Annotated in this window: 22 protein-coding genes; 18 read left to right on the plus strand and 4 right to left on the minus strand. The window is 54.1% G+C overall.

Features of this window, described 5'->3' with window-relative positions:
• The first annotated feature begins 450 nt into the window (after positions 1-450).
• The 4 genes from TH63_RS15945 (at position 451) to TH63_RS15960 (ending at position 4,220) form a co-directional block, all read left to right on the plus strand.
• Positions 451-1,098, plus strand: a complete 648-nt coding sequence (locus TH63_RS15945; RefSeq protein ID WP_048921821.1) for a DsbA family oxidoreductase — start codon at positions 451-453, stop codon at positions 1,096-1,098.
• Between the two features lie 201 nt (positions 1,099-1,299).
• On the plus strand, positions 1,300-1,932 hold the full coding sequence (locus tag TH63_RS20390) for a helix-turn-helix domain-containing protein (RefSeq protein WP_048921822.1): 633 nt from the start codon (positions 1,300-1,302) through the stop codon (positions 1,930-1,932).
• Positions 1,933-2,081: 149 nt separating this feature from the next.
• Positions 2,082-3,047, plus strand: coding sequence for a hypothetical protein (locus TH63_RS15955; protein ID WP_048921823.1), 966 nt, complete (start codon positions 2,082-2,084; stop codon positions 3,045-3,047).
• Positions 3,048-3,194: 147 nt separating this feature from the next.
• On the plus strand, positions 3,195-4,220 hold the full coding sequence (locus TH63_RS15960; RefSeq protein WP_048921824.1) for a hypothetical protein: 1,026 nt from the start codon (positions 3,195-3,197) through the stop codon (positions 4,218-4,220).
• A 99-nt stretch (positions 4,221-4,319) separates the two neighbouring features.
• On the opposite strand, the gene TH63_RS15965 is transcribed toward TH63_RS15960, so the two are convergent.
• Positions 4,320-6,950 (minus strand): glycoside hydrolase family 3 protein, encoded by a 2,631-nt coding sequence (locus tag TH63_RS15965; RefSeq protein ID WP_053093835.1) that lies wholly within the window; start codon positions 6,948-6,950, stop codon positions 4,320-4,322.
• Between the two features lie 378 nt (positions 6,951-7,328).
• On the opposite strand from TH63_RS15965, the gene TH63_RS15970 reads away from it, so the two are divergent.
• The 5 genes from TH63_RS15970 to TH63_RS20875 all read left to right on the plus strand — a co-directional run bounded on the left by TH63_RS15970 (position 7,329) and on the right by TH63_RS20875 (position 11,339).
• Complete coding sequence (locus TH63_RS15970) at positions 7,329-8,462, plus strand: Re/Si-specific NAD(P)(+) transhydrogenase subunit alpha (protein ID WP_048921825.1); 1,134 nt, start codon at positions 7,329-7,331, stop codon at positions 8,460-8,462.
• Between the two features lie 154 nt (positions 8,463-8,616).
• On the plus strand, positions 8,617-8,904 hold the full coding sequence (locus TH63_RS15975) for an NAD(P) transhydrogenase subunit alpha (protein ID WP_048921826.1): 288 nt from the start codon (positions 8,617-8,619) through the stop codon (positions 8,902-8,904).
• 10 nt (positions 8,905-8,914) lie between these two features.
• The gene (locus tag TH63_RS15980; protein ID WP_048921827.1) at positions 8,915-10,321 is read left to right on the plus strand and encodes an NAD(P)(+) transhydrogenase (Re/Si-specific) subunit beta; all 1,407 of its coding nucleotides are present in this window, start codon (positions 8,915-8,917) and stop codon (positions 10,319-10,321) included.
• Between the two features lie 285 nt (positions 10,322-10,606).
• On the plus strand, positions 10,607-11,065 hold the full coding sequence (locus TH63_RS15990; protein ID WP_048921829.1) for a YhcH/YjgK/YiaL family protein: 459 nt from the start codon (positions 10,607-10,609) through the stop codon (positions 11,063-11,065).
• 49 nt (positions 11,066-11,114) lie between these two features.
• Positions 11,115-11,339: a TM2 domain-containing protein gene (locus tag TH63_RS20875; RefSeq protein ID WP_048921830.1), complete on the plus strand. Its 225-nt coding sequence runs from the start codon at positions 11,115-11,117 to the stop codon at positions 11,337-11,339.
• A gap of 119 nt (positions 11,340-11,458) precedes the next feature.
• Here TH63_RS20875 and TH63_RS20940 read toward each other — a convergent pair whose 3' ends face one another.
• On the minus strand, positions 11,459-12,193 hold the full coding sequence (locus tag TH63_RS20940; protein ID WP_394331429.1) for a T9SS type A sorting domain-containing protein: 735 nt from the start codon (positions 12,191-12,193) through the stop codon (positions 11,459-11,461).
• Between the two features lie 726 nt (positions 12,194-12,919).
• Here TH63_RS20940 and TH63_RS16005 point away from each other — a divergent pair.
• On the plus strand, positions 12,920-14,314 hold the full coding sequence (locus tag TH63_RS16005; protein WP_048921832.1) for an MATE family efflux transporter: 1,395 nt from the start codon (positions 12,920-12,922) through the stop codon (positions 14,312-14,314).
• A 324-nt stretch (positions 14,315-14,638) separates the two neighbouring features.
• Positions 14,639-15,115 carry a hypothetical protein gene (locus TH63_RS16010; RefSeq protein ID WP_156180656.1) on the plus strand — a complete coding sequence of 159 codons (477 nt, stop codon included), beginning with the start codon at positions 14,639-14,641 and terminating at the stop codon, positions 15,113-15,115.
• Between the two features lie 14 nt (positions 15,116-15,129).
• Here the strand turns inward: TH63_RS16010 and TH63_RS16015 are convergent, their stop codons facing one another.
• Positions 15,130-16,050, minus strand: a complete 921-nt coding sequence (locus TH63_RS16015) for a M90 family metallopeptidase (RefSeq protein ID WP_048921834.1) — start codon at positions 16,048-16,050, stop codon at positions 15,130-15,132.
• Positions 16,051-16,194: 144 nt separating this feature from the next.
• On the opposite strand from TH63_RS16015, the gene TH63_RS16020 reads away from it, so the two are divergent.
• The 7 genes from TH63_RS16020 (at position 16,195) to TH63_RS16050 (ending at position 21,244) form a co-directional block, all read left to right on the plus strand.
• Positions 16,195-16,740 carry a dihydrofolate reductase family protein gene (locus tag TH63_RS16020; RefSeq protein WP_048921835.1) on the plus strand — a complete coding sequence of 182 codons (546 nt, stop codon included), beginning with the start codon at positions 16,195-16,197 and terminating at the stop codon, positions 16,738-16,740.
• Positions 16,741-16,761: 21 nt separating this feature from the next.
• Positions 16,762-17,193 carry a VOC family protein gene (locus TH63_RS16025; RefSeq protein WP_048921836.1) on the plus strand — a complete coding sequence of 144 codons (432 nt, stop codon included), beginning with the start codon at positions 16,762-16,764 and terminating at the stop codon, positions 17,191-17,193.
• Positions 17,194-17,235: 42 nt separating this feature from the next.
• Entirely contained in the window at positions 17,236-17,766 is a 531-nt protein-coding gene (locus TH63_RS16030; protein ID WP_048921837.1) for an SRPBCC family protein, read from the plus strand.
• Positions 17,767-18,511: 745 nt separating this feature from the next.
• Positions 18,512-19,018, plus strand: coding sequence for a GbsR/MarR family transcriptional regulator (locus TH63_RS16035; protein WP_048921838.1), 507 nt, complete (start codon positions 18,512-18,514; stop codon positions 19,016-19,018).
• A gap of 71 nt (positions 19,019-19,089) precedes the next feature.
• Complete coding sequence (locus TH63_RS16040) at positions 19,090-19,458, plus strand: hypothetical protein (RefSeq protein WP_048921839.1); 369 nt, start codon at positions 19,090-19,092, stop codon at positions 19,456-19,458.
• A gap of 4 nt (positions 19,459-19,462) precedes the next feature.
• A complete protein-coding gene (locus TH63_RS16045; protein ID WP_048921840.1) occupies positions 19,463-20,374 on the plus strand; it encodes a TIGR01777 family oxidoreductase in 912 nt (303 codons plus the stop codon).
• 150 nt (positions 20,375-20,524) lie between these two features.
• Positions 20,525-21,244 carry a YqjF family protein gene (locus TH63_RS16050; protein ID WP_048921841.1) on the plus strand — a complete coding sequence of 240 codons (720 nt, stop codon included), beginning with the start codon at positions 20,525-20,527 and terminating at the stop codon, positions 21,242-21,244.
• Here the strand turns inward: TH63_RS16050 and TH63_RS16055 are convergent.
• A complete protein-coding gene (locus TH63_RS16055) occupies positions 21,241-23,361 on the minus strand; it encodes a sensor histidine kinase (protein ID WP_231583490.1) in 2,121 nt (706 codons plus the stop codon). The two genes, TH63_RS16050 and TH63_RS16055, sit on opposite strands and share 4 nt — an antisense overlap.
• Positions 23,362-23,547: the final 186 nt, after the last annotated feature.

The following is a 23,547-nucleotide window of genomic DNA, read 5'->3' on the forward strand; positions in this document are numbered from 1 at the left end:
AAGGAAGCCCGGCCTTAGGTCGAAGACCATTAAAGCCATCCTGCAAAGCTAGAAAAAACGAAGGATGGGCTTGCGGCAACTACCGCTGAAAACGGATAGAAGCCCTGATTGTTTTAGCATCCATAAGCGAGGCAAGCATCATTTGAAAAGTGGTGGTGCTCACCTTGCCTAAACGCAGTTCTTCCCGCTAAAAAAGCCTGGCCTTAAAATGCACTTGGTTACCCCTATGATACCTACTCCGTCCAACTGACTTCCGTAAACAAATGACAATCAACACAAAACAACCAGAAACCATGGCCCGGCTGTTGCTTTCAGCCATTGACAGCGGGCAAGTCCTGGGTACACCAACCTAAAGGCCCTAACTTAGTATAATGGTAGCCCAGCCTTTTTCTTTACACCAGAAGCAGAGAGGGCTACCAAACCTTGTTTTACCCTTAAGAAGCGAATAACATGAAAGTAGAGATATGGTCAGATGTGGTTTGTCCCTTTTGTTACATTGGCAAACGCAGGTTTGAGAAAGCGCTGGAGAATTTCCAGGGCAAAGAAGAGGTAGAGGTCATCTGGCGAAGCTTCCAACTGGACCCAGACCTGAAACCGGTACCCGGGCAAACCTTGCATGAATACCTGGGCAAGCGCAAAGGCACCACCGCCGCCGAGGGCAAGAAAATGAACGATTACATGACCGGCATCGCCAAAGAAGTGGGCCTGGCCTATGACTTAGATAACGCCGTCATCAACAACACCTTCCTGGCTCACCGGCTCTTGCACCACGCCAAAAAGCAGGGGCTTCAAGATGCCATGAAAGAAAGACTGTTTGCGGCCTACTACACCCAAGGCAAAGACGTGGGAGACCTGGAAACGCTGGTCCAACTGGGCGAAGAAGTAGGCTTGGACGGTGCCGGTATACGGGAGGCGCTACAGTCTGAGGCCTATGCCCAGGAAGTGCGGCAAGACATGCAGGAGGCCCAGCAAATAGGCGTACAAGGCGTGCCGTTCTTCGTGTTCAACAGTAAATACGCGGTTTCTGGGGCCCAGCCTTCAGAACTTTTCCAGGAGGTACTGGAGAAAGTGTCAACTGAGGAGAAAGCGGGTTCTTAAAACCAGAGACGTAAGCAAATCAAAAATTCTGTTTTAGGCCTGTTTTCCAGAAAACAGGCCTAAAACAGAATTTCTTTTGCCAGAGAAAGATTCTGCCCTGGCAGGTGACCTCCATAGCATGGTTCTTCCGGTAGACTCTTATCTTGCGGGTTCTGGCCTTGGCTTCATTTCCAACGGCCGGTTTCAAGAGTTACCGCAGATATGACCTTAGGCGCTACCGTAGCAGCAGAACGAAAACGGAGAGGGATCTCCCAGGAGGAGCTAGCCGATCTGGCCCAGGTGAGCCTGCGCACCATCCAGCGGATTGAACGGGAGGAAAGCATGCCCCGCGGATTTACCCTCAAGGCCATTGCCCATGCCCTGGGCCAGTCTGTAGAGGACTTTTCAGCGCTTCCCGCCACCCCGGTAGCCTCAGAAATCCCGGAAGTACTGGTCCCTGAGCCTGTCCTGGCACCTTCTTTACCGGCCAGCGCCTATTTGCAACAGTTGAACCTGTCGGCCTTTTCTTTTCTGTTGTTCCCGTACCTGGGGTTTCTGGTGCCGCTCTGGCTCCGCAAAAAACAGAAGGAGGCCCAGTTGGAGCACCCGGCCGGGGCCCGCATCATCAACTTCCAACTCATGTGGTGCATAGGCATGCACCTGGCCTTATTGGGGGCTTTGCTGGTGCAATTGGCGGCGGCGCATTATTTCCAGCTCCGGTTTCCGTTTTTGGTGATGGGCTGCTTTTTTACGCTGTATTTAGTCAACATTTTCACCTTGACGCGGGCTTCTCTTCAACTCCGGCGGGGCAATACCCAGGTATACCAGAAATGGGGCCATCTTTTCCTCCACTAACACTTTCGCCTCATTAACAATAGGTTACTTTAAAGCCATCATCCCGCCAAGGCCATCTGGCTTAGAAATGGCGGCTGAATGGCGTAAGAACGGCGTGGCGCACCGGCACTTTCTTCCCTAGCATTGTGAACTCTAAACACACTGCTATAATGAAACTCTTAAAACGCATTCTTCTCTCCTTTCTGTTGCTCCTGGTAGTAATCTCTGCGGGCGGCTATGTCTATTTCAAAAACAAATTTGAGGTGGGTCCCAGCCAGTTGCGGCTGGTCTCCCAACCCCTTACCGTTCCCTTTCTCTGGAAAAGCAATGGGGCAGAGCCACACGCCTTCCAATTGATACCAGTTACCCTCCACGGCTGCCCCAAAACCTTTTACCTGCAGTTTGACACCGGCTCCCCCTATACTATTTTCTACCAGGCCAAGCTTGAGACCATCGAGAAAAAATACGGCCCCGCTACCGTTCCCCAAGTAGCAAACGGGCAGGTCTTACAAAACTTTTCCTTTCAGGTGGGCTCCCTACCTTTGACCGCCTCTGCATTACCCGTAAAGGCGATAGGCGATGGGGCTATAGATTGGGCAGATACCACCAGCATAGAAGTCATTGGCACCTTAGGTACAGATTTCATTCAGGACAAGGTGCTGGTGCTGGACTATAAAAAGAGCCTGTTCTCTGTGTATGACCAATTCCCGCCAAACCTGGCCCGCGGCATCCAACTCTTGGATTTCCAGTTCAACAGCCGCCGCATCTTGCTCCCCGGCCAGATCAACGGCAAAGAAACGGCGCTCATGTTTGATTCCGGCTCCAGTGCCTATGAACTCCTCACAGATAAAAGCACATGGCTGGAAATGCAGAGCCCCCACAGCCCGGTAGACACCGCGTATGTTAACTCCTGGGGGAAAACAATCACCGCCTTCACCACTACCACCACCGCAGAGGCCCGTTTTGGGCAGGTGCGTCTTCCGCTGCGCAAAGCCACGTACCTGGAAGGCATGAGCCTAGTGAACCAACTGCTCACAGCCTTCTCCGGGCTGGGTGGCATGACTGGCAACAAGCTTTTTCTAGGCCACACCCTTGTGCTGGATACCAGGCACCAGAAGTTTGCAGTGCTGCCTTAGGCCTTGCTGGTGGATGCCCGCTGCCCTGCCTACCTGTTAAGCGTTCTTCTCTTTTAGGCCTGTTTCCTGAAAAACAGGCCTAAAAGAGAAGAGTAATTTTATCTTTGCCAAAACGATTCCTGGTATCTGGTGGCTTTTCACAAACGTATGGCACAGCTAAAAAAACCTGTCTTTCTGGTCCTCCTTTTCTTATGCCTGTCTGCTAGCGCCTATTCCCAAACAAACGGGGTTGAAGAAGCCCAGCCCGCTGGCGGCGTGAGCACCCTGGCGCTTGAATATTTCAAAATACGGTTCACCCGTGAGCAGAAAAAACTGCTGCAAAACAGAGACCTGGAGTTTCTGTATTCCATTGCGGCAGATGGCACGGCCACACTGGAAAAGATAGACGGCGTCACAAATCCTACCATTCTGGACAGCCTTACCCTGGCCTCGGGCAGGCTGCACAAGTTTAAGCCAAGGAAAGTAAACGGAGTGGCTGAAAATGGGCTCTATGGCATGACTATTAGGTTCCCCTCTCCTATGGCGATGGGCATTCAAGGAGCCCAGGAGTACACCCAGACAGCGTATGAAGGCTTTGAGTACATTCACCGGTCCGGCCAACGGTTTGATATTATTTTTGGCGGGGTAGCCAATACCTTTTTAGGGAAGGCAGGTGACTACTTAGGAGCCGGCGGCGGCATGAAGCTAGAGATGCTGTACGCTGGCAAAAAAGGTGTGGGCGGTGGCATGCTCATGAGCTTTTATGGCAATGGCCTAACGCAAGACTTCCCTATTGCCTCTGACCGTAAACAGAATGCCGCGCCGCCTACCCTAATGCTGGGTCTGGCCGCCAATAAGATGCTGGCCAGCAAGGAAAGACGTGAGTTTTTGTTGCAGCTAGAGCTCAATTATGTGGTTCAGAACATTACGCCTAAGGAAAACGAGCAGGATGAAAACTGGACCCAGTTCCATGGGTTCAGCCCTGGCCTGGTGGCGCACTACGCCGTACAACTAGGCAAGCCGAAAGCCTATTATTACTACGGCACCCCTTCCCTGTACCACCATTATCTTAACTTTCATGTAGCCCTGCGGCCAATGTTCATGAACCACCGAAATGCGTCTGGTACCATGGCAGAAGCAGGTGTTTCTTACCGCTTGGGTGTACATCTGGTAGACGAGTACCGGATAAAATAATCCTCTATACACCCCTTTAAAATTGTAAACGCCACTGCCCTTCCTGAAAACGGAGGGCAGTGGCGTTTAAGAGAAAGGGTTGCCTAGAAAGGCTGGCTTCTATTTTAAGGCCAGCTTGCCTTCCACGGTCTTCTTGGTCTTTATGGTTTGGGCATCGGGCTGGCTTCCGCCCACGCTTATCTGCACAGTGCCGGGCACGTGTTTGGTGGTGCCGTCATTAGCGATTAGGGCCAGGTCCTGCGGACGAAGCTCAAAATCCACCACCTTGCTCTCGCCGCGTTTCAGGGCGATACGCTCAAATCCTTTCAGGGCCCTTACCGGGGTCCGGAAGCCATCTTGCTGGCGGGTCACGTACAGTTGCACTACTTCCTCGCCGTCCAGTTTACCGGTATTGGTCACGCGCACGCTTACCCGCACCTTGCTGTTGGGCTTGGCCTGGGCAGGCACGTCCAGTTTGTCATAGGCGAAGGTGGTGTAGCTCAGGCCGTGCCCAAAGCCATACAGCGGCTGACCTTTGAAATACCGGTAGGTGCGATTCTCCATGGAGTAATCCCTGAAGCCAGGCAAATCTTTATCACTCCTGTAGAAGGTCACAGGCAGTCGGCCGGCCGGGTTGTAGTCGCCGAACAGCACATCGGCAATGGCCGTACCCGCCGATTGGCCGCCGTACCAGGCGTTCACAATGGCCGGCACATTCTCGGCTTCCCAGGGCATGGCAATGGCGCTGCCGGTCATCATCACAAACACCACGGGCTTGCCAGTGCCTTTGAGCACCTTCATCACCTCGGTCTGCACCTGTGGGAGCAAAATGGAGGTGCGGTCGCCGCCATTGAAACCGGGCTCGTTCACCTTCATTTCCTCGCCTTCCAGTTGCGGTGAGATACCGCCCACGAAGATGATCGCGTCAGCGTCTTTCACGCGGTTGGCCAAAGCCTTGAAATCAGTCTTCGCAAAATTGCCGGCTCTCAGGTTCACCGAGGCCTTGCCTTCGGCCTGCACGTATTCCAGCACAATGCGGTATTTCTGGCCTTGTTTGGTATTCAGTTTGAAGCTGCGGGCGCCCCAGCGGTTACGCTCCCAGGCGTTGAGCATTTCCTTGCCGTCAATGGAGATTTTGTAGCCGTCATCGCCTTCCACTTCCAGCATGATGGAGCCAGTAGTAGCCGCGGTAAAGTCTGTGGTATAGCGGGCCGAGAAGTTATAGGCTTTCATGCTGCCCACCACGGTCTCGCCTTCCTGCCAGAAATTATTGATTTCAGTTTCCTGGCGGGTGGCCACGGGGGTTCCTTTCAGCTCTTTGTTGTTAAAGTACTCGGCTTTCACGCCGGGCTTGCCCTCAAAGCTCAGTTGCGGGGTAATGTTGGTGTAGACCAGCAGGGTGTCTTTGGTGAAGGTGGAGGCGTGTTCGTAAACAACTTCGGTCCCGGCGCCTACCTTGTCTTTGATGCCCTGCAGGGCCGTTACAATGGCAGAGGGCGTGCCATTGTAGTTGCCCAGCACGGCAATGGGATTATCGGCGTTGGGGCCCACCACGGCAATCTTTTTCAGGTTCTTCTTGAGGGGCAGCGTGTTCTTGTCGTTCTTGAGCAGCACCATGGACTGGCGGGCCATCTTAAGCGAGTGAGCCTTGTGCGGGGCGCTTTCCAGCACATCGGTCTTGGTCTGGGCGTACTTCACCATGGCCACCGGGTCAAACATGCCCAGCCGGAACCGGATGGTGAACAGCCGCTTCACCGACACGTCAATCATGCGCTCGGTGATCTTGCCGTCTTTCACGGCCTGCACCAGGGCCTTGTAGGCGTCGGTGCCGCAGTCAATGTCGGTGCCGTGCATCACCGCGTCGGCCGAGGCAGAGGCGGCGTCCGGGTGTGTTTTGTGGTTCTTGAAGAAGTCGTCGATGGCCCAGCAGTCGGAGGTGACGTAGCCGGTGAACTGCCACTGGTTGCGCAGGATGTCGTTCATGAGCTCGTCTGAGCCGCAGCAGGGCTGTCCCTTGTAGGCGTTGTAGGCGCACATCACGCCCGCCACCTTGGCGTTCACCACCAGCTCCTCGAAGGCGGGCAGGTAGGTGTCCCAGAGGTCATAGGGTGTGGCGGTGGCGTTGAAGACGTGGCGCTCGGGCTCCGGGCCGGAGTGCACGGCGTAGTGCTTGGCGCAGGCGGCCGCCTTCAGGTACTTGGGGTCATCGCCCTGCAGGCCGCGCACGAACGCCCGGCCCAGCATGGCCGTCAGGAACGGGTCCTCGCCGTAGGTCTCCTGCCCCCGGCCCCAGCGCGGGTCCCGGAAGATGTTGATGTTGGGGGTCCAGTAGGTCAGGCCCACGTAGCGCTGCCCGCTCTTTCCTTCGGCGATGGCCTTGTTGTAGATGGCCCTTCCCTCCAGGGCCGAGAAATCGGCCATCTGCTGCAGGGAGGTGGTGTCAAAGGTGGCGGCCATGCCGATGGCCTGCGGGTAGACGGTCACCTTGTAGGGCGTGCGGGCCACGCCGTGCAGCACCTCGTTCCACCAGTCGTAGGAAGGTATGCCCAGCCGGTCGATGGCCGGGGCGGCGTTGAGCATCTGGGCCACTTTTTCTTCCAGGGTGAGCCGTGACACCAGGTCATTGACGCGGGCCTCCATGGTGAGCGAGGGGTCTTGGAACGGGTAGGCGTATTTCTCTTCTTTGGCAAAGGTAAAGGCCGCTATGCCAACGATGGCACAAAGAGAGAATATAAAATAGATTTTCTTCATACAGCAGGAAAGTTAGTGCTTGGGTTTCTAAAATTGGGTATTACCTATCACTTATCCAAGAGGAGGTGCCAGAGATTCTCCAAAAGGATGGGAAACACCCCTACTGGCAGCCTTGGATAGCACCATTGCATTTTAAGCCTGTTTTCCTAAAAACGGGCCTAAAACAGGAACCGTCATAGCAGCGCTCTTACCCACACAAGGGATATCCCAATCAGCATAGCTTACTCTTCTTGGCCTCGCGCTTATACCCCTGTTAGAAAATTATTGCAAGGAATGACGGGCGTTTGCAGTAATAATGACAAATCCCCTTGACAATCTGGCTATTATCTCTTAAATCTGCTTATTCTAATATTGTGACATCACCTTAACCCCAATCCCTTGAAAGTAGCTGTACTAAAAGAAACCAAAGTCCCGGAGCGGCGGGTGGCGCTGACACCGGATGTGGTAAAGACCCTCACCAAGGCTGGCTTTAAATGCGGCATTGAAACCGGGGCCGGCGAGGCAACTGGCTTTTATGACGCCGCCTATGAGCAGGCCGGCGGCATCATCTTCCTGGACAAGGCCGCTATGCTCGCAGACACAGACGTGCTGTTGAAGGTGAACGCGCCTACAATAGAGGAAGCCCAACTGTTGCGCGAAGGCAGTGCCGTGATCTCTTTTCTGTACGCCTACACCGTGCCTGACCTGCTGGACGTACTGGTGCAGCGCAACATCTCGGCGTTTGCCATGGATGCAGTACCGCGTATCTCCAGGGCGCAGAAAATGGACGCGCTGAGTTCGCAGGCGAACCTGGCCGGTTATAAGTCTGTGTTGCTGGGGGCCAATGCGCTGGGCAAGATCTTCCCGCTCATGATGACGGCCGCCGGCACCATTACCCCCGCCCGGGTACTCATCTTCGGGGCCGGGGTGGCCGGGTTGCAGGCCGTGGCCACCGCCAAGCGCCTGGGCGCGGTGGTAGAGGTCACCGATGTGCGCGCTGAGACCAAGGAACAGGTAGAGTCTCTGGGTGGCCGGTTCCTGGAAGTGCAATCTGAAGGCGTGCAAACCGAGGGCGGCTACGCCAAGGAAGTCTCTACCGAGTACCTGCAAAAACAGAAAGAACTCATCTCTAAACATATTGCCGAGGCCGACATTGTGATTACCACCGCGTTGGTGATTGGCAAGAAAGCCCCACTACTGGTCACCGAGGAAATGGTCCAGAGCATGCGCCCGGGATCGGTGATTGTAGACATGGCCGTGGAGTCTGGCGGCAACTGCGCCTTAAGCGAGTTCAACCAGACTTTAGTGCGGCACGGGGTCACCATCATCGGCGAAGCCAACCTGCCTGCCATGGTTTCTGTGAACGCCAGCGAGCTCTACGCCAAGAACATCAGCACGCTCCTCCTGCACCTGGCCGACAAAGACGGCTTTAAGTGGGAACTGGACGAAGATGTGACCAAAGGCTCTATGATTACGCACCAGGGCGCGTTGGTACACCAGTTTACGCGTGACATTCTGGCGAAGACGGTGTAAGGTGGAAGTAGGGGCAATCCCTGAACGCCTGTCCGGCAGAAGTGAGTCATCCCCCTACCCCCTTCAAAGGGGGACGAAGAAGAAGGCAGACTTATGATCATTCAGGTGTTCCTGAACAATCAACAATTAACTATCAACAATCAACCATAAAACTATGAACGCAGAAGCTTTGATTGTCCTTCTCTACGTGCTGGTGCTGGCCAGCTTTGTGGGGTTTGAGCTGATTTCTAAGGTGCCGCCTACGCTGCACACGCCCTTAATGTCGGGGTCTAACGCGATATCAGGTATTACCATTGTGGGTGCCATTCTGGCGGCCGGGCCCATGGAGCATAGCGTGAGCAAATGGCTGGGGGTAGCGGCGCTGTTTCTGGCCACGCTCAACGTGGTGGGCGGCTACGTGGTCACCGACCGCATGTTGAAGATGTTTAAGAAAAAGCGATAACCCTACGGCTATGAATTTAGATCTACCTATCCAGATTGCCTATTTGGTGGCCTCGGTGCTGTTCATCATCGGCATAAAGATGCTGGGCAAGACCAGCACCGCCCGAAACGGGAACACGCTTTCGGCGGCGGCCATGTTACTAGCCATTGTGGCCACCCTGCTCCACCAGGATGTGCTGAGCTATACCGAGATTTTTGTGACCATTCTGCTTTCCTCGGCGGTAGGCTGGGTGGTGGCGCAGCGCGTGGAGATGACCTCTATGCCCGAAATGGTGGCTTTGTTCAATGGTTTTGGCGGCGCGGCCAGCGTGCTGGTGGCCGCCTCTGAGTACTGGCGCATGGCCCATGAGGCGAGCATCACCATGCCCATGATCGTGGGGATCACCGTGGTCATTTCCATTATTATTGGGGCGGTCACGTTTACGGGTTCCATGGTGGCGTTTGGCAAACTCAAGGGCTTGATTAACGGCAGGGCCATTACGTTTACGGGGCAGCATGCGCTCAATGCGTTGTTGTTTCTGGCGTCACTGGCGTTTAGCGTGCTGGTGGTCATTGACCCCAACACCGAGGTCTGGATGATGGCTGTCATGGCCCTGGCCTTGCTGCTGGGCGTGCTCACGGTTATTCCCATCGGCGGCGCCGATATGCCGGTGGTCATTTCCCTGCTCAACTCTTACTCTGGGATTGCGGCCTGCGCCACGGGCTTTGTGCTCAATAACCAGGTACTCATTATCACGGGGGCGCTGGTGGGGGCCTCAGGTATTATCCTTACCCAGATCATGTGCAAGGCCATGAACCGTTCCCTGGTGAATGTGCTGCTGGGAGGCTTCGGGCAGACGGCGGGCACGGCGGGTACCAGCGGCGGGGCCGAGGACATGGTAGTGAAAGAGGTAGGTGTGGAAGAAACGGCCATGCTATTTGACTCCGCCAGCAGCGTGATTATTGTGCCAGGCTACGGCATGGCGGTGGCGCAGGCCCAGCACGTGGTACGCGAACTCACCGACCTGCTGGAGAAACGCGGCACCAGCGTGAAATTCGCCATCCACCCGGTAGCGGGCCGCATGCCGGGCCACATGAACGTGCTTCTGGCAGAGGCTAACATCCCCTATGACAAGCTTGTGGAGATGGACCACATCAACGACGAGTTCGCCAGCACCGACATTGCCCTCATCATAGGGGCCAATGACGTGGTAAACCCCGCGGCCCGCTCCAACCCCAACAGCCCCATCTATGGCATGCCCATCCTCAACGCCGACAAGGCCCGCACGGTCATTGTCTGCAAGCGCGGAATGGCGGCCGGGTACGCCGGCATCGAGAACGAACTCTTCGGGTACCCCAACTGCCTCATGCTCTTCGGCGACGCCAAAGCCTCTATGACCAAAGTGGTGAGTGAGCTGAAGGAGATGGCGATGGCATGATAATTAAGAATTAGGAATTAGAGATGGTTGGAAAATGACACAGAGCTGTTTTTGACCTGTTTTTGAAAAAAGAGCCCGGAAATGAAAATTTTCGGGCTCTTTCTTTTTGGGCCTTGCTTAAAGCGAAAGAAAAGCCGAGGCTGGTTGGCGGTTCGTAAGAATTACTGCAACTTACCTTCGCCAAAAGCAACGCTAGCGGTTGGCAAGGGCCAGATGTTTAAAGGCAGGGTTATCTTCGCTCCTTTAAAACTGACTAGCCTTTAATTCCTTTAACCTAGAAGACCCATGATCTTAGATTCCTTACAGCACGCTTCGCGCTACTACTCACTGCATCCTTTATTTCAACAGGCCTTTGCGTTTCTGCAGGAGGCAGACATTGAGAACCTGCCAACAGGTAAAATAGAACTGGCCGGCGAGGACCTATTTGCCATGATCTCAGACGGTCCGGGTGTGGCCAAAGCCGAGGCCAAGATGGAGGCGCACCAGCGGTACATAGACATCCAGTACGTGGTGAGTGGCGTAGACCACATGGGCTGGCAAGACCTTTCTGCGTGCGGTACCTCCATAGAACCGTATTCCGCAGAGCGCGATGTGTATTTCTTTGAAGTGCGGCCTACCAGCTGGTTTGACGTGCCCGCCGGTTTCTTCACCGTCTTCTTCCCCAATGACGTGCATGCGCCGCTGGCTACGGAGGAGGTAGTACGCAAGGTGGTGTTGAAGATTGCTGTGGAAAGTAAAGGTTAATTAATTTCTTAGCTTGCATACCTATCTCCTATTCTTAACACCTACCTCTATGAAATCAAAACTGGCAGCATATCTCTTGTGGTTCTTTCTTGGCTGGTTGTCCTTGCACCGGTTTTACCTGGGCAAAGTAGGATCGGGTATTCTGTACCTGCTCACGGGGCAGTTGCTGGGCATTGGCTGGATAGTGGATTTGTTTCTGCTGAGCGGCATGGTAGACAACTACAACAACAAGGTGGAGATCCAGGACCTGCGCCGCGAAGTTCGCCGCCGTTAACCGAGGCGGTAGCCAATTATCTAGTTAATGTAACAGACAGGTGTTTTAAGCCTGCTTTCATAAAAAGAGCCCGGAAACGCTAGTTCCCGGGCTCTTTTGCTTTTACTCCAAAAACGCTTTTACTGCACCAGTAGCCGCTGCCTTATTTTCCCGCTGGGAGAAGACAGTTCTACAATGTAGAGGCCGGCGGGCATGCCATTGGTGGTGATGAGCGCCTCCAGCTGTCCGTCTACCTGGTATTGCACCTGGGTGAGCACACGCATGGTGAAATAGTCAAAAATGCGAAGCACCGCTTCGCCCTGGCCCAGGTTATTGGCTCTTACCGTAAAATTGATGGAGGCCGGGTTAGGGCACAGCAGCACAAAAGGTTTAGCCTCCAGATCCAGCTTTCGGTTATTGCGGCGCACCTCTTTTGATGGGGTCTTTTCCAGGGAATCGGTGGCGGCGGCCAGGGCTTGGGTGGGCTCCTCCTGCACGGGCACCGCTACCTGGGCGTAGGTGAAGGTTTTGGTGCGGCTCTCGTTGATGACGTATTGGGTAGGGTAGCCCAGCTCATTGTACTCATAGACCCGGTCTTCCAGAATCCGGCCCCGGTACCTTCTGCGGGTCACGTTGGTGAGGCCGCCGTTCTCCAGGTCAAACTGGTACCAGCGCTCCACAAACATATTCTGGATAGGGTTAGGCTTGTTGTCATGGTAATACAGATACACGGCCGGCTCCTCCAAAACCTTATATCCGTTGGCCAGAATAGTGGCTTGTTCAATGTTGTTGCTCTTGTCCAGATTGTAGTAGATTTCAGAGTATTTCTCTAACGCACTCATTTTCCCGGAAGGGAGCGGTGTGCTTTTATTCATAAGAAAGTGTACCCGTTTGCCTTTCCCGTTCGCATGCTCCTTTTCTGTGAGCAGCGTCTCCTCGCCTAGCACCCACTGGCCCTTATGGAGCACTTCCTGCGTGATTTTTACCAGCGTGCCCTTATCATCGTAAAAGCAGAAGTACTTACTGGCCTTCCCAATCTTGGACAGCAGCTTGCCATTAGCGTCATAGGCGTTCGCCATGTTCTCTGAGGACTTGAGCCGCCCCTCCAGGCGGTACTCCCGCAGGTGGGTAAGCGGTCGGCCCTTCTGGTCATAGGTGAAGGTGTGGTCGTACTGAACTTTGTTGAAAACGTCCCTGATGTGCGTGAGCCTTTGCACAAAAGTGGTTTCGGCCGCAGGAACGGGCCCGTTCCTAAAGCCCAGGCAGAGCACTGCCAATAGCCCTGCGCAGAACATTTTAAAAAGAGTGTTCATTCTATTCAATATGAGATATGGAATACAGTAAAGGATAAAATAAGGGATAGATATTTTCAAGCGGTTTGCAAGGTGACTTCGTGCTCCACTCAGTAGTGGCTATGGCACAAAGCAGACCCAAGCTACGGTTATTTCCCTAAGAAAACCACACGCCGTACCTCCCTGCAAATCCACCTCCCGCCCTTTTCCTTCCAGGTCGATTTTCTTGCCCCCGGCTAAAAAAAACCACCAAAAAATCATGGCCACCTGTTACTTTTACTTTTCAACCCTGGCCTTAGCACCTTCACCATGACCTCGCGCAAAGAACTGTTCCATCTTATCTGGGCCGCCGTGAAAGGCCAGGAGCAGGACTATACCCGCCTCAGCCTGAAGAAGTCTATTGTGCTGCTGGCCACGCCCATGATTCTGGAGATGCTCATGGAGTCTCTCTTCGCGGTGGTAGACATTTTTCTGGTGGGCAGGCTGGGGCCGTATGCCCTGGCCACGGTGGGCCTCACGGAGTCTATCCTCATGATTGTGTATTCGGTGGGCATGGGCCTGAGCATGGCGGGCACGGCCATGGTGGCCCGGCGGTTCGGGGAGAAGAATTACACCCAGGCCGGCACCACTACGTTCCAGATACTGGTCACCGGGGCTGTTCTGGCTTTGCTGGCCAGTTCGCTCACCTTCTTCTTCGCCCCAGAGATTCTGCAACTCATGGGCGCCGACCAGGAGGTGATTACCAGGGGCATAGGCTACACGCGCATTATCTTCGGGAGTAACCTCATCATCATTCTGCTGTTCCTCATCAACGGGGCGTTCAGGGGGGCGGGTCAGCCGCATTTGCCCATGCGGGCGCTCTGGCTTGCCAACGGCATTAACATTGTGTTGGCCCCGCTGCTTATTTTCGGGTGGGGACCCGTGCCTGCCTATGGCCTGGAAGGCGCCGCCTGGGCCACTACCATTGGCCGAAGCACGGGCGTAATCTACCAACTCTACCACCTGCTCAACGGCAAGCACCACCTCAAGATAGCGCGGGAGAATCTGGTGCTTAGCTACGCCGTGATCCTGAAGATTCTCAAAGTATCGGTGGGCGGTATGGGTCAGTTCCTGATTGATTCCGCCAGCTGGATTTTCCTGACCCGCATCATCGCGGAATTCGGGAGCAATGCGTTGGCGGGCTACACTATTTCATTCAGGGTGATCATGTTCACGCTGCTTCCGGCCTGGGGTTTGTCTTCGGCGGCGGCCACCCTGGTTGGGCAGAACCTGGGCGCCCATAAACCGCGGCGCGCCGAAGTCTCGGTGTTGCTCACGGCCCGCTATAACATGATTTTCCTGGGAGCCATTACGGTAATCTTCTTCTTTTTTGGCGAACACCTTTCCCGGCTTTTCACCCAGGAACCCGAAGTCATTGCTGTTGCCTCTGAGGGCCTCAAAATTATCACGCTGGGGTACATTTTCTTCGGGCTGGGCATGGTCATGGTGCAGGCCTTTAATGGCGCCGGTGATACCAGAACGCCCGCCTTCATCAACATCTTTGTGCTCTGGCTCCTGGAAATTCCCATGGCTTATCTGCTGGCCGTGTACTGGGGCCTGGGCGTGACCGGCATCTTCGTGACCATTGCTTGCTGCCACTCCTTTCATTCTTTGGTAAGCTGGTGGCTGTTTAGGAAAGGCCGCTGGAAAACCGTCAAGATCTAGAATGGAGCCCAAAGCTGTTTTGGAGCCGTTTTCGTGAAAACAGGCCTAGAACAGCTTTGGCAGGTTAAAATTTTTTCTATTTTTATACTGCATTCCCGCTTTCCAGCATCACCTTTCTCCGCGCCCCTGTTGCCAGTGTTTTATGGCTGGTCTTTAGTTTGCGCATGGCTGGTATCTTGAACACAACGCCTGCCAAAGGATTTCTTCTCTTTCCGTAAACCCTTGCCACGCTATGCACAGAATTTTTATACTACTATTTTGCCTGCTTAGCCTGCCTGGCTTGGGACAAACGTGCCCCAGAAAAGCACACAGGCGTATAGGGTGGTGGTCAAATTTACGGACGGCGAATCTGCAGAAGGGATTTTGTATACGGTGCAGGATTCTATGATCAGGGTAATGCCCAAGAGCCTGGTGAAAGCCAACAGAATTCCCACAGAGGGTGAACTGCTTAACTTCCCGGTCAGTGGCATCATGCTTCTGAAAATCAGAAAACTAAACGCCCTCAAGAAAGGATTGTGGAAGGGCGCTCTGGCAGGAGCGGTGTCCGGAGCGTTGTTGGGGTATGTACTGTACTCTCCCTGTCAGGAGCCCTTTTGCCTTGATTTTGGCAGGAGTTTCAGTATTTATGTAGGAGTCATAAATGGCTCAGTGGGGGGCACCGGCATTGGGATACTCCTCGGGTCATCTAATGAAAAATTCCAGATCAAGGGCCGGCAGGAAAACTATGAAGCCCTAAAAGCCCAGCTACTGCCTTTTGCCTTAAGTTCTTCGCCAGAGGCGGGTTCACGGGAACGCCCCTAAAACGACTACTCTTCTTACGCGCTCTGTTTCTTTGGCAGACAGCAGTTCTTATATTTCTCGGCGCTGCCGCAGGGACATGGTTCATTTCGGCCCAGGCGTTTGCCGTAGGGGTTCAGCAGCTCCCTGAAGTTAAGCTTAAAGCGGCGTTTGGGGTTCTGCTGAAAGATCTGGGTGAGCATTTTGTAGAGCCCGGGGTGGTTTTCGGCTAGCTGGCCCGGTTTCTCAAAGAAGTACTCGGTGGCCACGGCAAAGAACTCGGCCTCATTGGTGGCGCCGTACGGGTTGATGTCTGATTCGCCTTTCTTGATCTGCTTGATTTTGCGGTACATGAGCTCTTCCCAGGGCTGCACCAGGTCATCAGGTAAGTAAGCAGTGGGCCGACCGTTGATCTCGCCGTCGGCCTGGTCCAGCAGGTGCGCAAACTCATGGATGCCCACGTTCTGGCGGTCGGCCATGTCATTGAAGCCTTTTTCCAGGGCCGGTTTGGAGAGGGTCACGTAATGGTCATTCTGGAAGGGGTTCACGCGGCCCAGCACCTCAGAGACGGCCTCAGAATCTCCGTGCTTGAAACGTTCCAGGCTTCCCGGGAACACCAGCACCTCGCCCAGGTTGGGGTACTCCCAATCCTTGAACCCATAGATGGGAATAACGGCGCTGGCCGCCACCAGCACCTTGGTCAGGTCATCTACCACCACCTCAATGCCCGTAATGCGTTTCTCAGACAGAAACAGCTGGATCATCTTCTCAAATTGGTATTTTTCCTCCTCGGTCTTCAGGGTGTGGTAAAAACCCACCCGGTCAGAGAGAATCTTGCGCCACTCCGCCGGAAACTCCTGCGCCAGCACTTTTGTGCGCCGCCGGGTCTTGCGGGTCGCCCACCGGTAAAACAGCCCTACCACCACTACTACAAAAAACACAAATGCTAAAATGCCCATAGGCCTACCTTAACGTGTGGATACCCGGCAAAGGTTGCCCTCCCGGGGCCAGGCAACGCTACCCGGTACTTTTTTCTTTTTGAAAGTCCACTGCTTTTAGTAAACTGCAGCCCCTCCACTGCTTTCTTAAACTGCTATTTTGCCATGAGACAGGTAATCCTTTACATAGCCATGAGTCTGGACGGGTACATTGCCGGCCCAGAGGATAACCTTGATTTTCTGGCACTGGTAGAAAGGCCCGGCGAGGACTATGGGTACGTCGATTTCCAGCACAACATAGACACTGTGATCTGGGGCCGTCGCACCTATGAAAAGGTCTTGAATTTTATACCCGCGTATCTGCACCAAGACAAGAAAGTATATGTGCTCTCCAGAACCAAAACCGGCCAGGAGGGCCACGTGGAGTTTTACGGCGGAGACCTTAAACAGCTTATCACCACGCTCAAACAGCAACCCGGTCAACATATTTACTGTGACGGCGGCGCCGAAGCAGTTACTGCGCTGCTCCAGGAAAAGCTGCTGGACACCCTGGTCATCTCCGTGATTCCGCATTTGCTGGGCGGTGGCATCAGGCTTTTTAAAGACGGCCGGCCAGAACAGGGTATTACCCTCACCAAAAGCCTTACCTTCCCTTCGGGGCTGGTGCAGCTGTGGTATGCCTGCCAACCAGAAAACCCTAAAAACGAATAACTAGCAACTAACAATTAATCAATGGCCTCTATTCATCCATACCTCAATTTCAAAGGCAACACAGAAGAAGCCTTCAACTTTTACAAATCAGTTTTCGGGGGTGAGTTCCTGACCCTGCAACGCTTTAAAGACACGGACCAGGGTGCCAGCCTTCCGCCGCAGGACCAGGACAAGATCATGCATATTTCCCTGGCTATTGGGCAAGACTCGCTTCTTATGGCCAATGATGTGCTGGAATCTATGGGGCATACCCTCACCGTGGGCGACAACGTTTCCCTGTCCATTAACGCCGACAGCGAAGAAGAAGCCACCCGGCTTTTTAATGGTCTTTCAGCTGGCGGCACTGTGACCATGCCTTTGCAAAAAACCTTCTGGGGCGCCTACTTTGGCATGTTCACTGATCCATTTGGCATTAAGTGGATGGTGAACCATGACCTGGAACAACCTGAGTAGACAACCGGCAAGTACCAAACAGCATCCCTTACCACCAGAAACATGGAAAGAAAAAACGAAACAGCATCTACCACAGAAAAACAGGGCGAGTTGGTCTTAACCCTTGCCTTAGATGCACCGCTGGAATTGGTCTACAGCGCCTGGACCCAAGCCGACCATCTTGCCCAGTGGTGGGGAGCTGAAGGCTACCACCTGGAAGTGGCCCAGCTAGACGTACGCCCCGGCGGCACGTTCCTCTACAGCATGCAACGCGGGGACGGCCCCAAATTATGGGGTAAGTTTGTCTACCACGAGATCACCGCCCCAGATGGTTTGGTGTTTGTGAACGCCTTCTCAGATGAAGACGGAAACATCCTGCGCGCGCCCTTCAGCCCTACCTGGCCCCAGGAAATGCTTAATCGCGTGACCCTTACTGAGGCCGACGGCAAAACCACCGTTACCCTTAAGATTTCTGCCTATAACGCCTCCCCTGCCGAAGAGCAGACCTTTGCTGCCGGCTTTGACGCCATGCGCCAAGGCTTCAAGGGTACCTTTGATAAGTTAAAGGCAAATTTGAGGAAGCAGCAAGGCTAGAATTTCTGTTTTGGGCCTGTTTTTCAGGAAACAGCCGCAAAACGCAAATTAAGAGTTCCTTCTCCCTTCCTGGGGAGAAGAAATTTTGCTTTTGGAGTTTTAGGGGTGTTTTGGGGAAATGTTCTGAAAACGTGGATGAGTAGTCATCCCCCTACCCCCTTCAAAGTGGGACGAAATGCGCCGACCCAAGTGGTGGTTGGTAGCAGTAGTAGTTGTTGGCCCCTGGGAACACCAACAACGGCGGGCAGTGTTGGGCATAGAAGCACAAAGAACCTTAAAACGCTCTTCCGGATTTGCAATCCGGAAGTATCGAAAGGGGGATTTGTAATCCCCTTTGGTGCACCTTTCGAGTCTTCGTTATTTACCCTGCAGATGCGCCCTCCTGTGTAAACACCCCCCTTCGCCTCAATTCCAGTCTTTACTTTGAGCGCCTCGCTTGTGGCCTTGAAATAACTCTAACTAAGAGCAAATAACAAAACTAGGCCGCAAGGGCAGTGCGAGGGGGAAAGACGGGGCCCCGCGGCCGTGAGCGCTCGGAGGGAAACCATGCAACAATATTGCATAAGGACTCAGGCGACTACCGCCACCACGCCAGCATAGGCAGAACAAATCATGCAGGACAACAGGCGAAAGCAAACAAAAGCAAACAATAGAATAAATACCCTCACAAACACTCTATATCATCCCTTAAAAATAAACTTTCATTAAATACTGAAAGTTTAAAAACAATTTTTATCTTTGAGCCATGGAGTTACCGGAAGCAAAGCAGCGATTCATTGAGGCCTGGGGAAAACTAGGGTCTGAGTGGGGCATCAACCGCACCATGGCGCAGGTGCATGCCTTGCTGTTGATTTCGCCGGAGGCTTTGACCACAGAGCAAGTGATGAAGCAACTGCAGATTTCCAGGGGGAACGCCAACATGACCTTGCGGGACCTCATGAACTGGGGCCTGATTGAGAAACAGCACCGCAGCGGCGAGCGCAAAGAATATTTCTTCGCAGAGAAAGACGTCTGGACCATTGCCCGCCAGGTAGCCAAAGAACGGAAGCGCCGGGAGTTGGAACCGGTCCTGAAGCTCCTGAACCAATTGCAGGAAGTACAGGGCAATGACCAGGATCCTGAGTTCAACACCTTTAAGACCACCGTCACAGACATTAACAAACTGGCCGGAAACGTGGACAAAACCCTGGAGACCATGCTGAAGGCAGAGGAAAACTGGTTCTTCGGGTCCATCTTCAAACTGTTCAAATAATTTTTTTACCTATATATTTCATTTTTTACTGAAGGTTCAATATTTATCATTCACTCTTCAACCCTACTACTATGAATTACTTTATCCTCACCTACGCTGTTTACCTCACCGTCAGCATTGGCCTCACCATGTGGGTCGCCCGGGTTTTGTTCAACAATGGCCGCATCTTCCTAGTGGACATCTTTCAGGGGAACACCCATCTGGCCGACTCCGTCAATAAGCTGCTGGTAGTGGGCTTCTACCTCATTAACGTTGGCTACATGAGCCTGGCCTTAAAAGAGGCGGGCACCATTGGTTCTGTGCAGGCGGTGGTAGAAGTACTCAGCCAGAAACTGGGCTGGATCATCCTCATCCTGGGCGCTATGCACTTCCTCAACCTGATCATTTTCTTCAAGCTCCGGAACCGCGCCCTCAGCCAGTTGGCACCTAAAGCCGTCTAAAGTCATGGCCAGAATCATTTTAGCGGGTGGCAGCGGCTTTACCGGGCAGCTGCTCACCCGCCACTTCCTCGCCAGAGGCGATGAGGTGGTCATTCTAACCAGAACCCCAGACAAAGGCCCCACTGCAGCCCAACACGTTTACTGGGACGCCACCACCCTGGGGCCCTGGGCCCAGCACTTGGAAAACGCCGATGTGCTCCTTAACCTCACGGGCAAAAGCGTGAACTGCCGCTACCATGAAAAGAACAAACGGGCCATTCTCTCCTCCCGGGTCAATGCCACGCAGGTCTTGGGCCAGGCGCTCCGGCTCCTGAAGCACCCGCCCAAGGTGTGGCTCAACGCCGCCTCCGCCACCATTTACCGGCACGCGCAGGACCGCCCGCAAGATGAGCGCACCGGCGAGGTGGGCAAAGGTTTTTCTGTAGAGGTATGCCAGGCCTGGGAAAGCACGTTCTTTGGGCAAGAGACGCCCGGTACCCGGAAAGTGGCGCTCCGGATGGCGATTGTGCTGGACAAAGACGGCGGCGTGATGCCCTACTTCCTGAATCTGGCCCGCTTCGGGTTGGGCGGCCGCCAGGGGAACGGACTGCAGTGCTTCAGCTGGATCCACGCCCAGGACCTGGTGGAAAGCATTGATTTCCTGATAGCGCACCAGGAACTGGAAGGCGTTTTCAACCTGGCTTCCCCGCGGCCGGTGCCCAACCACCACTTCATGTGCGCCGTGCGGCAGGCCCTGAAAGCACCCTTCGGGTTGCCTGCCACCAAATGGATGCTGGAGATAGGCGCCCTGGTGCTGGGCACAGAAACAGAGCTGCTCCTGAAAAGCCGTTGGGTGGTACCCACCCGCCTGCTGGAAGCCGGTTACCGATTCAAGGTCAACACCATTGAGGAGGCGGTAAAGCTGTGCGTGGAATAAGGCCGTTTTGAGCCCGTTTTCCGGAAAACGGGCTCAAAACGCAGAATTGAGAATCACTGCGGGGATCAGAAGTATTGGTCAGTTGTCAGGACCCAAGACCCTTTATCAAAACATTGTTCCCCTATTTAGCTTCCCTTACTTTCCAGTAGCATGAAAAAGACATTTTTGAAGGCAGAGTGGCGAAAGCTGCTCATGGCCAACTACCAGATAGACCCACAAGTGCTGATGCCCTACCTGCCGCACGGCACGGAGCTGGACCTCTGGAACAACACCTGCTACGTGAGCCTGATTGGTTTTCTGTTTCTCAAGACCCGGGTGAAAGGGATTGCCGTGCCGTTCCATTCAGACTTTGAGGAGGTGAACCTGCGGTTTTACGTGAAGCATCTGGAGAACGGCGTCTACAAACGGGGCGTGGTCTTTTTAAAGGAAATTGTGCCTAAACCAGCCATCACGTTTGTGGCCAATACGCTGTACGGGGAGAAGTATGAAACCCGGCCCATGCGCCATAGCTGGCAAACGCAGCCAGATTCCCAGACCGTGGAGTATGCTTGGAAACAGAAAGAGTGGCATTCTTTAAGCGCTTCCGCCGACTTACGCTCCTACCCTATCACCGTAGGCAGCGAGGAAGAATTCATTACCGAGCATTTCTGGGGCTACACCAGAATCAACGCAAACACTACTTCCATGTATGAGGTGGCGCACCCGCGGTGGGAGGTATACCCGGTGCAAGACTATGCCATTAACGTTGATTTCAGGGCGGTATACGGACCAGAATTCGCGTTTCTGGGCCAGGCGGTGCCCCGGTCTGTGTTTCTGGCCGAAGGCTCAGAGATTCTGGTCATGGACGGCGGGAAACTACAAGGTCTTTAGCGCTTAAAGTACACCTTGAACGTGGTGCCTTCCCCTATAGCGGTTTCTACCTCTATGTAGCCGCCGGCATTCTCCACAATCCGTTTGACAATGTAAAGGCCAATGCCGGTACCCTCCACGTGGTCATGCAGACGCTTGAACATGTAGAAAATCTTGTCTTTGTCAGCCTCATTCATCCCCAAGCCGTTGTCTGAAACGGTTAGGATCACCTGCTGGGGCGTGACCTCGGTTTTAACCTTGATCTGGGGCACCCGGTCCGGGGCCTGGTACTTAAGGGCGTTGCTGAAGAGGTTGTAGAAAATGCTCCGTGCGTTTTTAGCCGAGAACCGGATGACGGAGTTAGGTGTGAAATCCAGCTCTACCTGGGCCTTTGTGTCTCTGATGATGTTCTCAAAGTCCAGCATTACCTCCTCTACTACCTGGGGCAAGTGAATGGAGGAGATCTCCTCCTCGTCTTCGCGCTGAATTCTGGCTACGTCTGTCAGGTCAGACACGGCCCGCTTGAACCGGTCCACCGAAGATTGCATGAGTGCCAGAATACGTTGCACCACGTCTTCCTGCAGGGTTTTTTCCGGTAGGTATTCCACCAGGGTGCTTAGGAGGCCTTCAATGTTAGAGATGGGGGCTTTGAGGTCATGCGAGGCCGAGTACACAAAGTTGTCAAGGTCGGCGTTGACGGCCAGCAGCTCACGGTTCATGGCTTCCATTTCCTGGCGAGCCTCTACCTGTTCATTTATCTCAATGGCCACCGCCACCACGCCGGTAATCACGCCATTGGCATTACGCAACGGGTGGTAGACAAAACTGACATAGGCGGTCTCCAGCTTTCCTTCATTCTCCAGCACCACTGGCAACTCATTGTTCACATAGGGCACCCCGGTAGTGTAAACGTTTTCCAGTAAGGTGACAATGCCCTGATCACTGATTTCAGGCAGCGCCTCCAGAATGGGTTTACCTATCACGTCTTCATGCTTCTTGCGCCAGATCCGGCAGATACCGGGGTTGGCTAGTTCCACTATAAATTGGGGGCCCCGCATAATACAAACGGCCACGGGCGCCTGTTCAAACAGATCCACCAGATCGGCTTGCTGGCGGGCAGCTTCCTCGCGGGCACGCACCCCGGCAATGGAGGTGGCAATCTGATTGGCTACCAACTCATGGAAATTCTGATAATTCTGGTCATAGGGCAACTCTTTACTGATGCCCGAAACCAGAAACCCTAATTGTTGGTCTTGTCCTTGCCTAAAGAGCGGCAGCACCACGGCCCTACTCACCTGATCTGGCGCCCCAGCCAATGGTTGCAACCGCGAATAACTGCTCAGTTGCTCGGCAATAACGGCCTGCCTGGTGCGCAGCGCCTGTACCAAGGGCCAGTGCGCCAGTTCGCCATCTTCCTGCAGTTGCACCAACTGAGCGGTCTCTGAGGTTTCATCGCCGGCGGCGCCGCATAGCCTGGCCTCGGTTTCAAGGAGGTTCAGGAGGTAAATCTGGCAGAACGGAATATCACTGGGGTTCTGGGCCAGGATCTGGCAGGCGGTATGGCAGGCCTCTTCCAGGGTTTTCAAGGGCGAGATGCCATCTGAGATGTCTTTCAGGGTCTTGAGGCGGCGCTGGCCCAGCACCGTGCTGGTGACCTCAAAGCAGGCGCAGAAAACACCCTCCACCTGGCCCTGGTCATTGAAGGCCGGGCTATAGGAAAAGGTCCAGTAGGTTTCCTCAGAGAAGCCTTTGCGTTCCAGAAACAGTTTCAGCTCCTCGGCATAGAAAGACTTGCCGCCCTGTAAAATCTCTTCGGCCACATTGCCAATGTCTTTCCAGATTTCGGCCCAGAGTGTACGGGCAGAGGTGCCCAGCGCCCCCGGGTGCTTGTCACCCAGGGCAGGCAGGTAGGCGTCATTGTGGAACGCGTACAGGTCTTTTGACCACCAGATGAACATGGGGAAATCTGAGTTGAGGAGCAGCCGGATGTTAGTTTTCAGGCTTTGGGGCCAGTGATCTGGGGTACCCAGGGGGTGCTCCTCCCAGTTATAGCCCCGCATGAGGGCACCCATTTCGCCACCTCCCTGGAACAGATGAAGGCCATTTTCTGTGGGAGTGGTCTGGGCGGTAGAGGGCATAACGAGGGGCTTTGAATTGGGAATTATAACGTATACGATAAACTCGCCCGCAGGAACAGCTACCGCACCAGGTATCCGCAGAAAACCGGGGCCAGACTAAAAGGTACTTGGCCGCCGGGCCAATAGAAACCGGTGCGTTTTGGGCCTGTTTTTCTGAAAACAGGCCCAAAACGCACCGGCAAGGCT

The sequence above is a fragment of the Rufibacter radiotolerans genome (genome assembly GCF_001078055.1).
Taxonomy (GTDB): Bacteria; Bacteroidota; Bacteroidia; order Cytophagales; family Hymenobacteraceae; genus Nibribacter; species Nibribacter radiotolerans.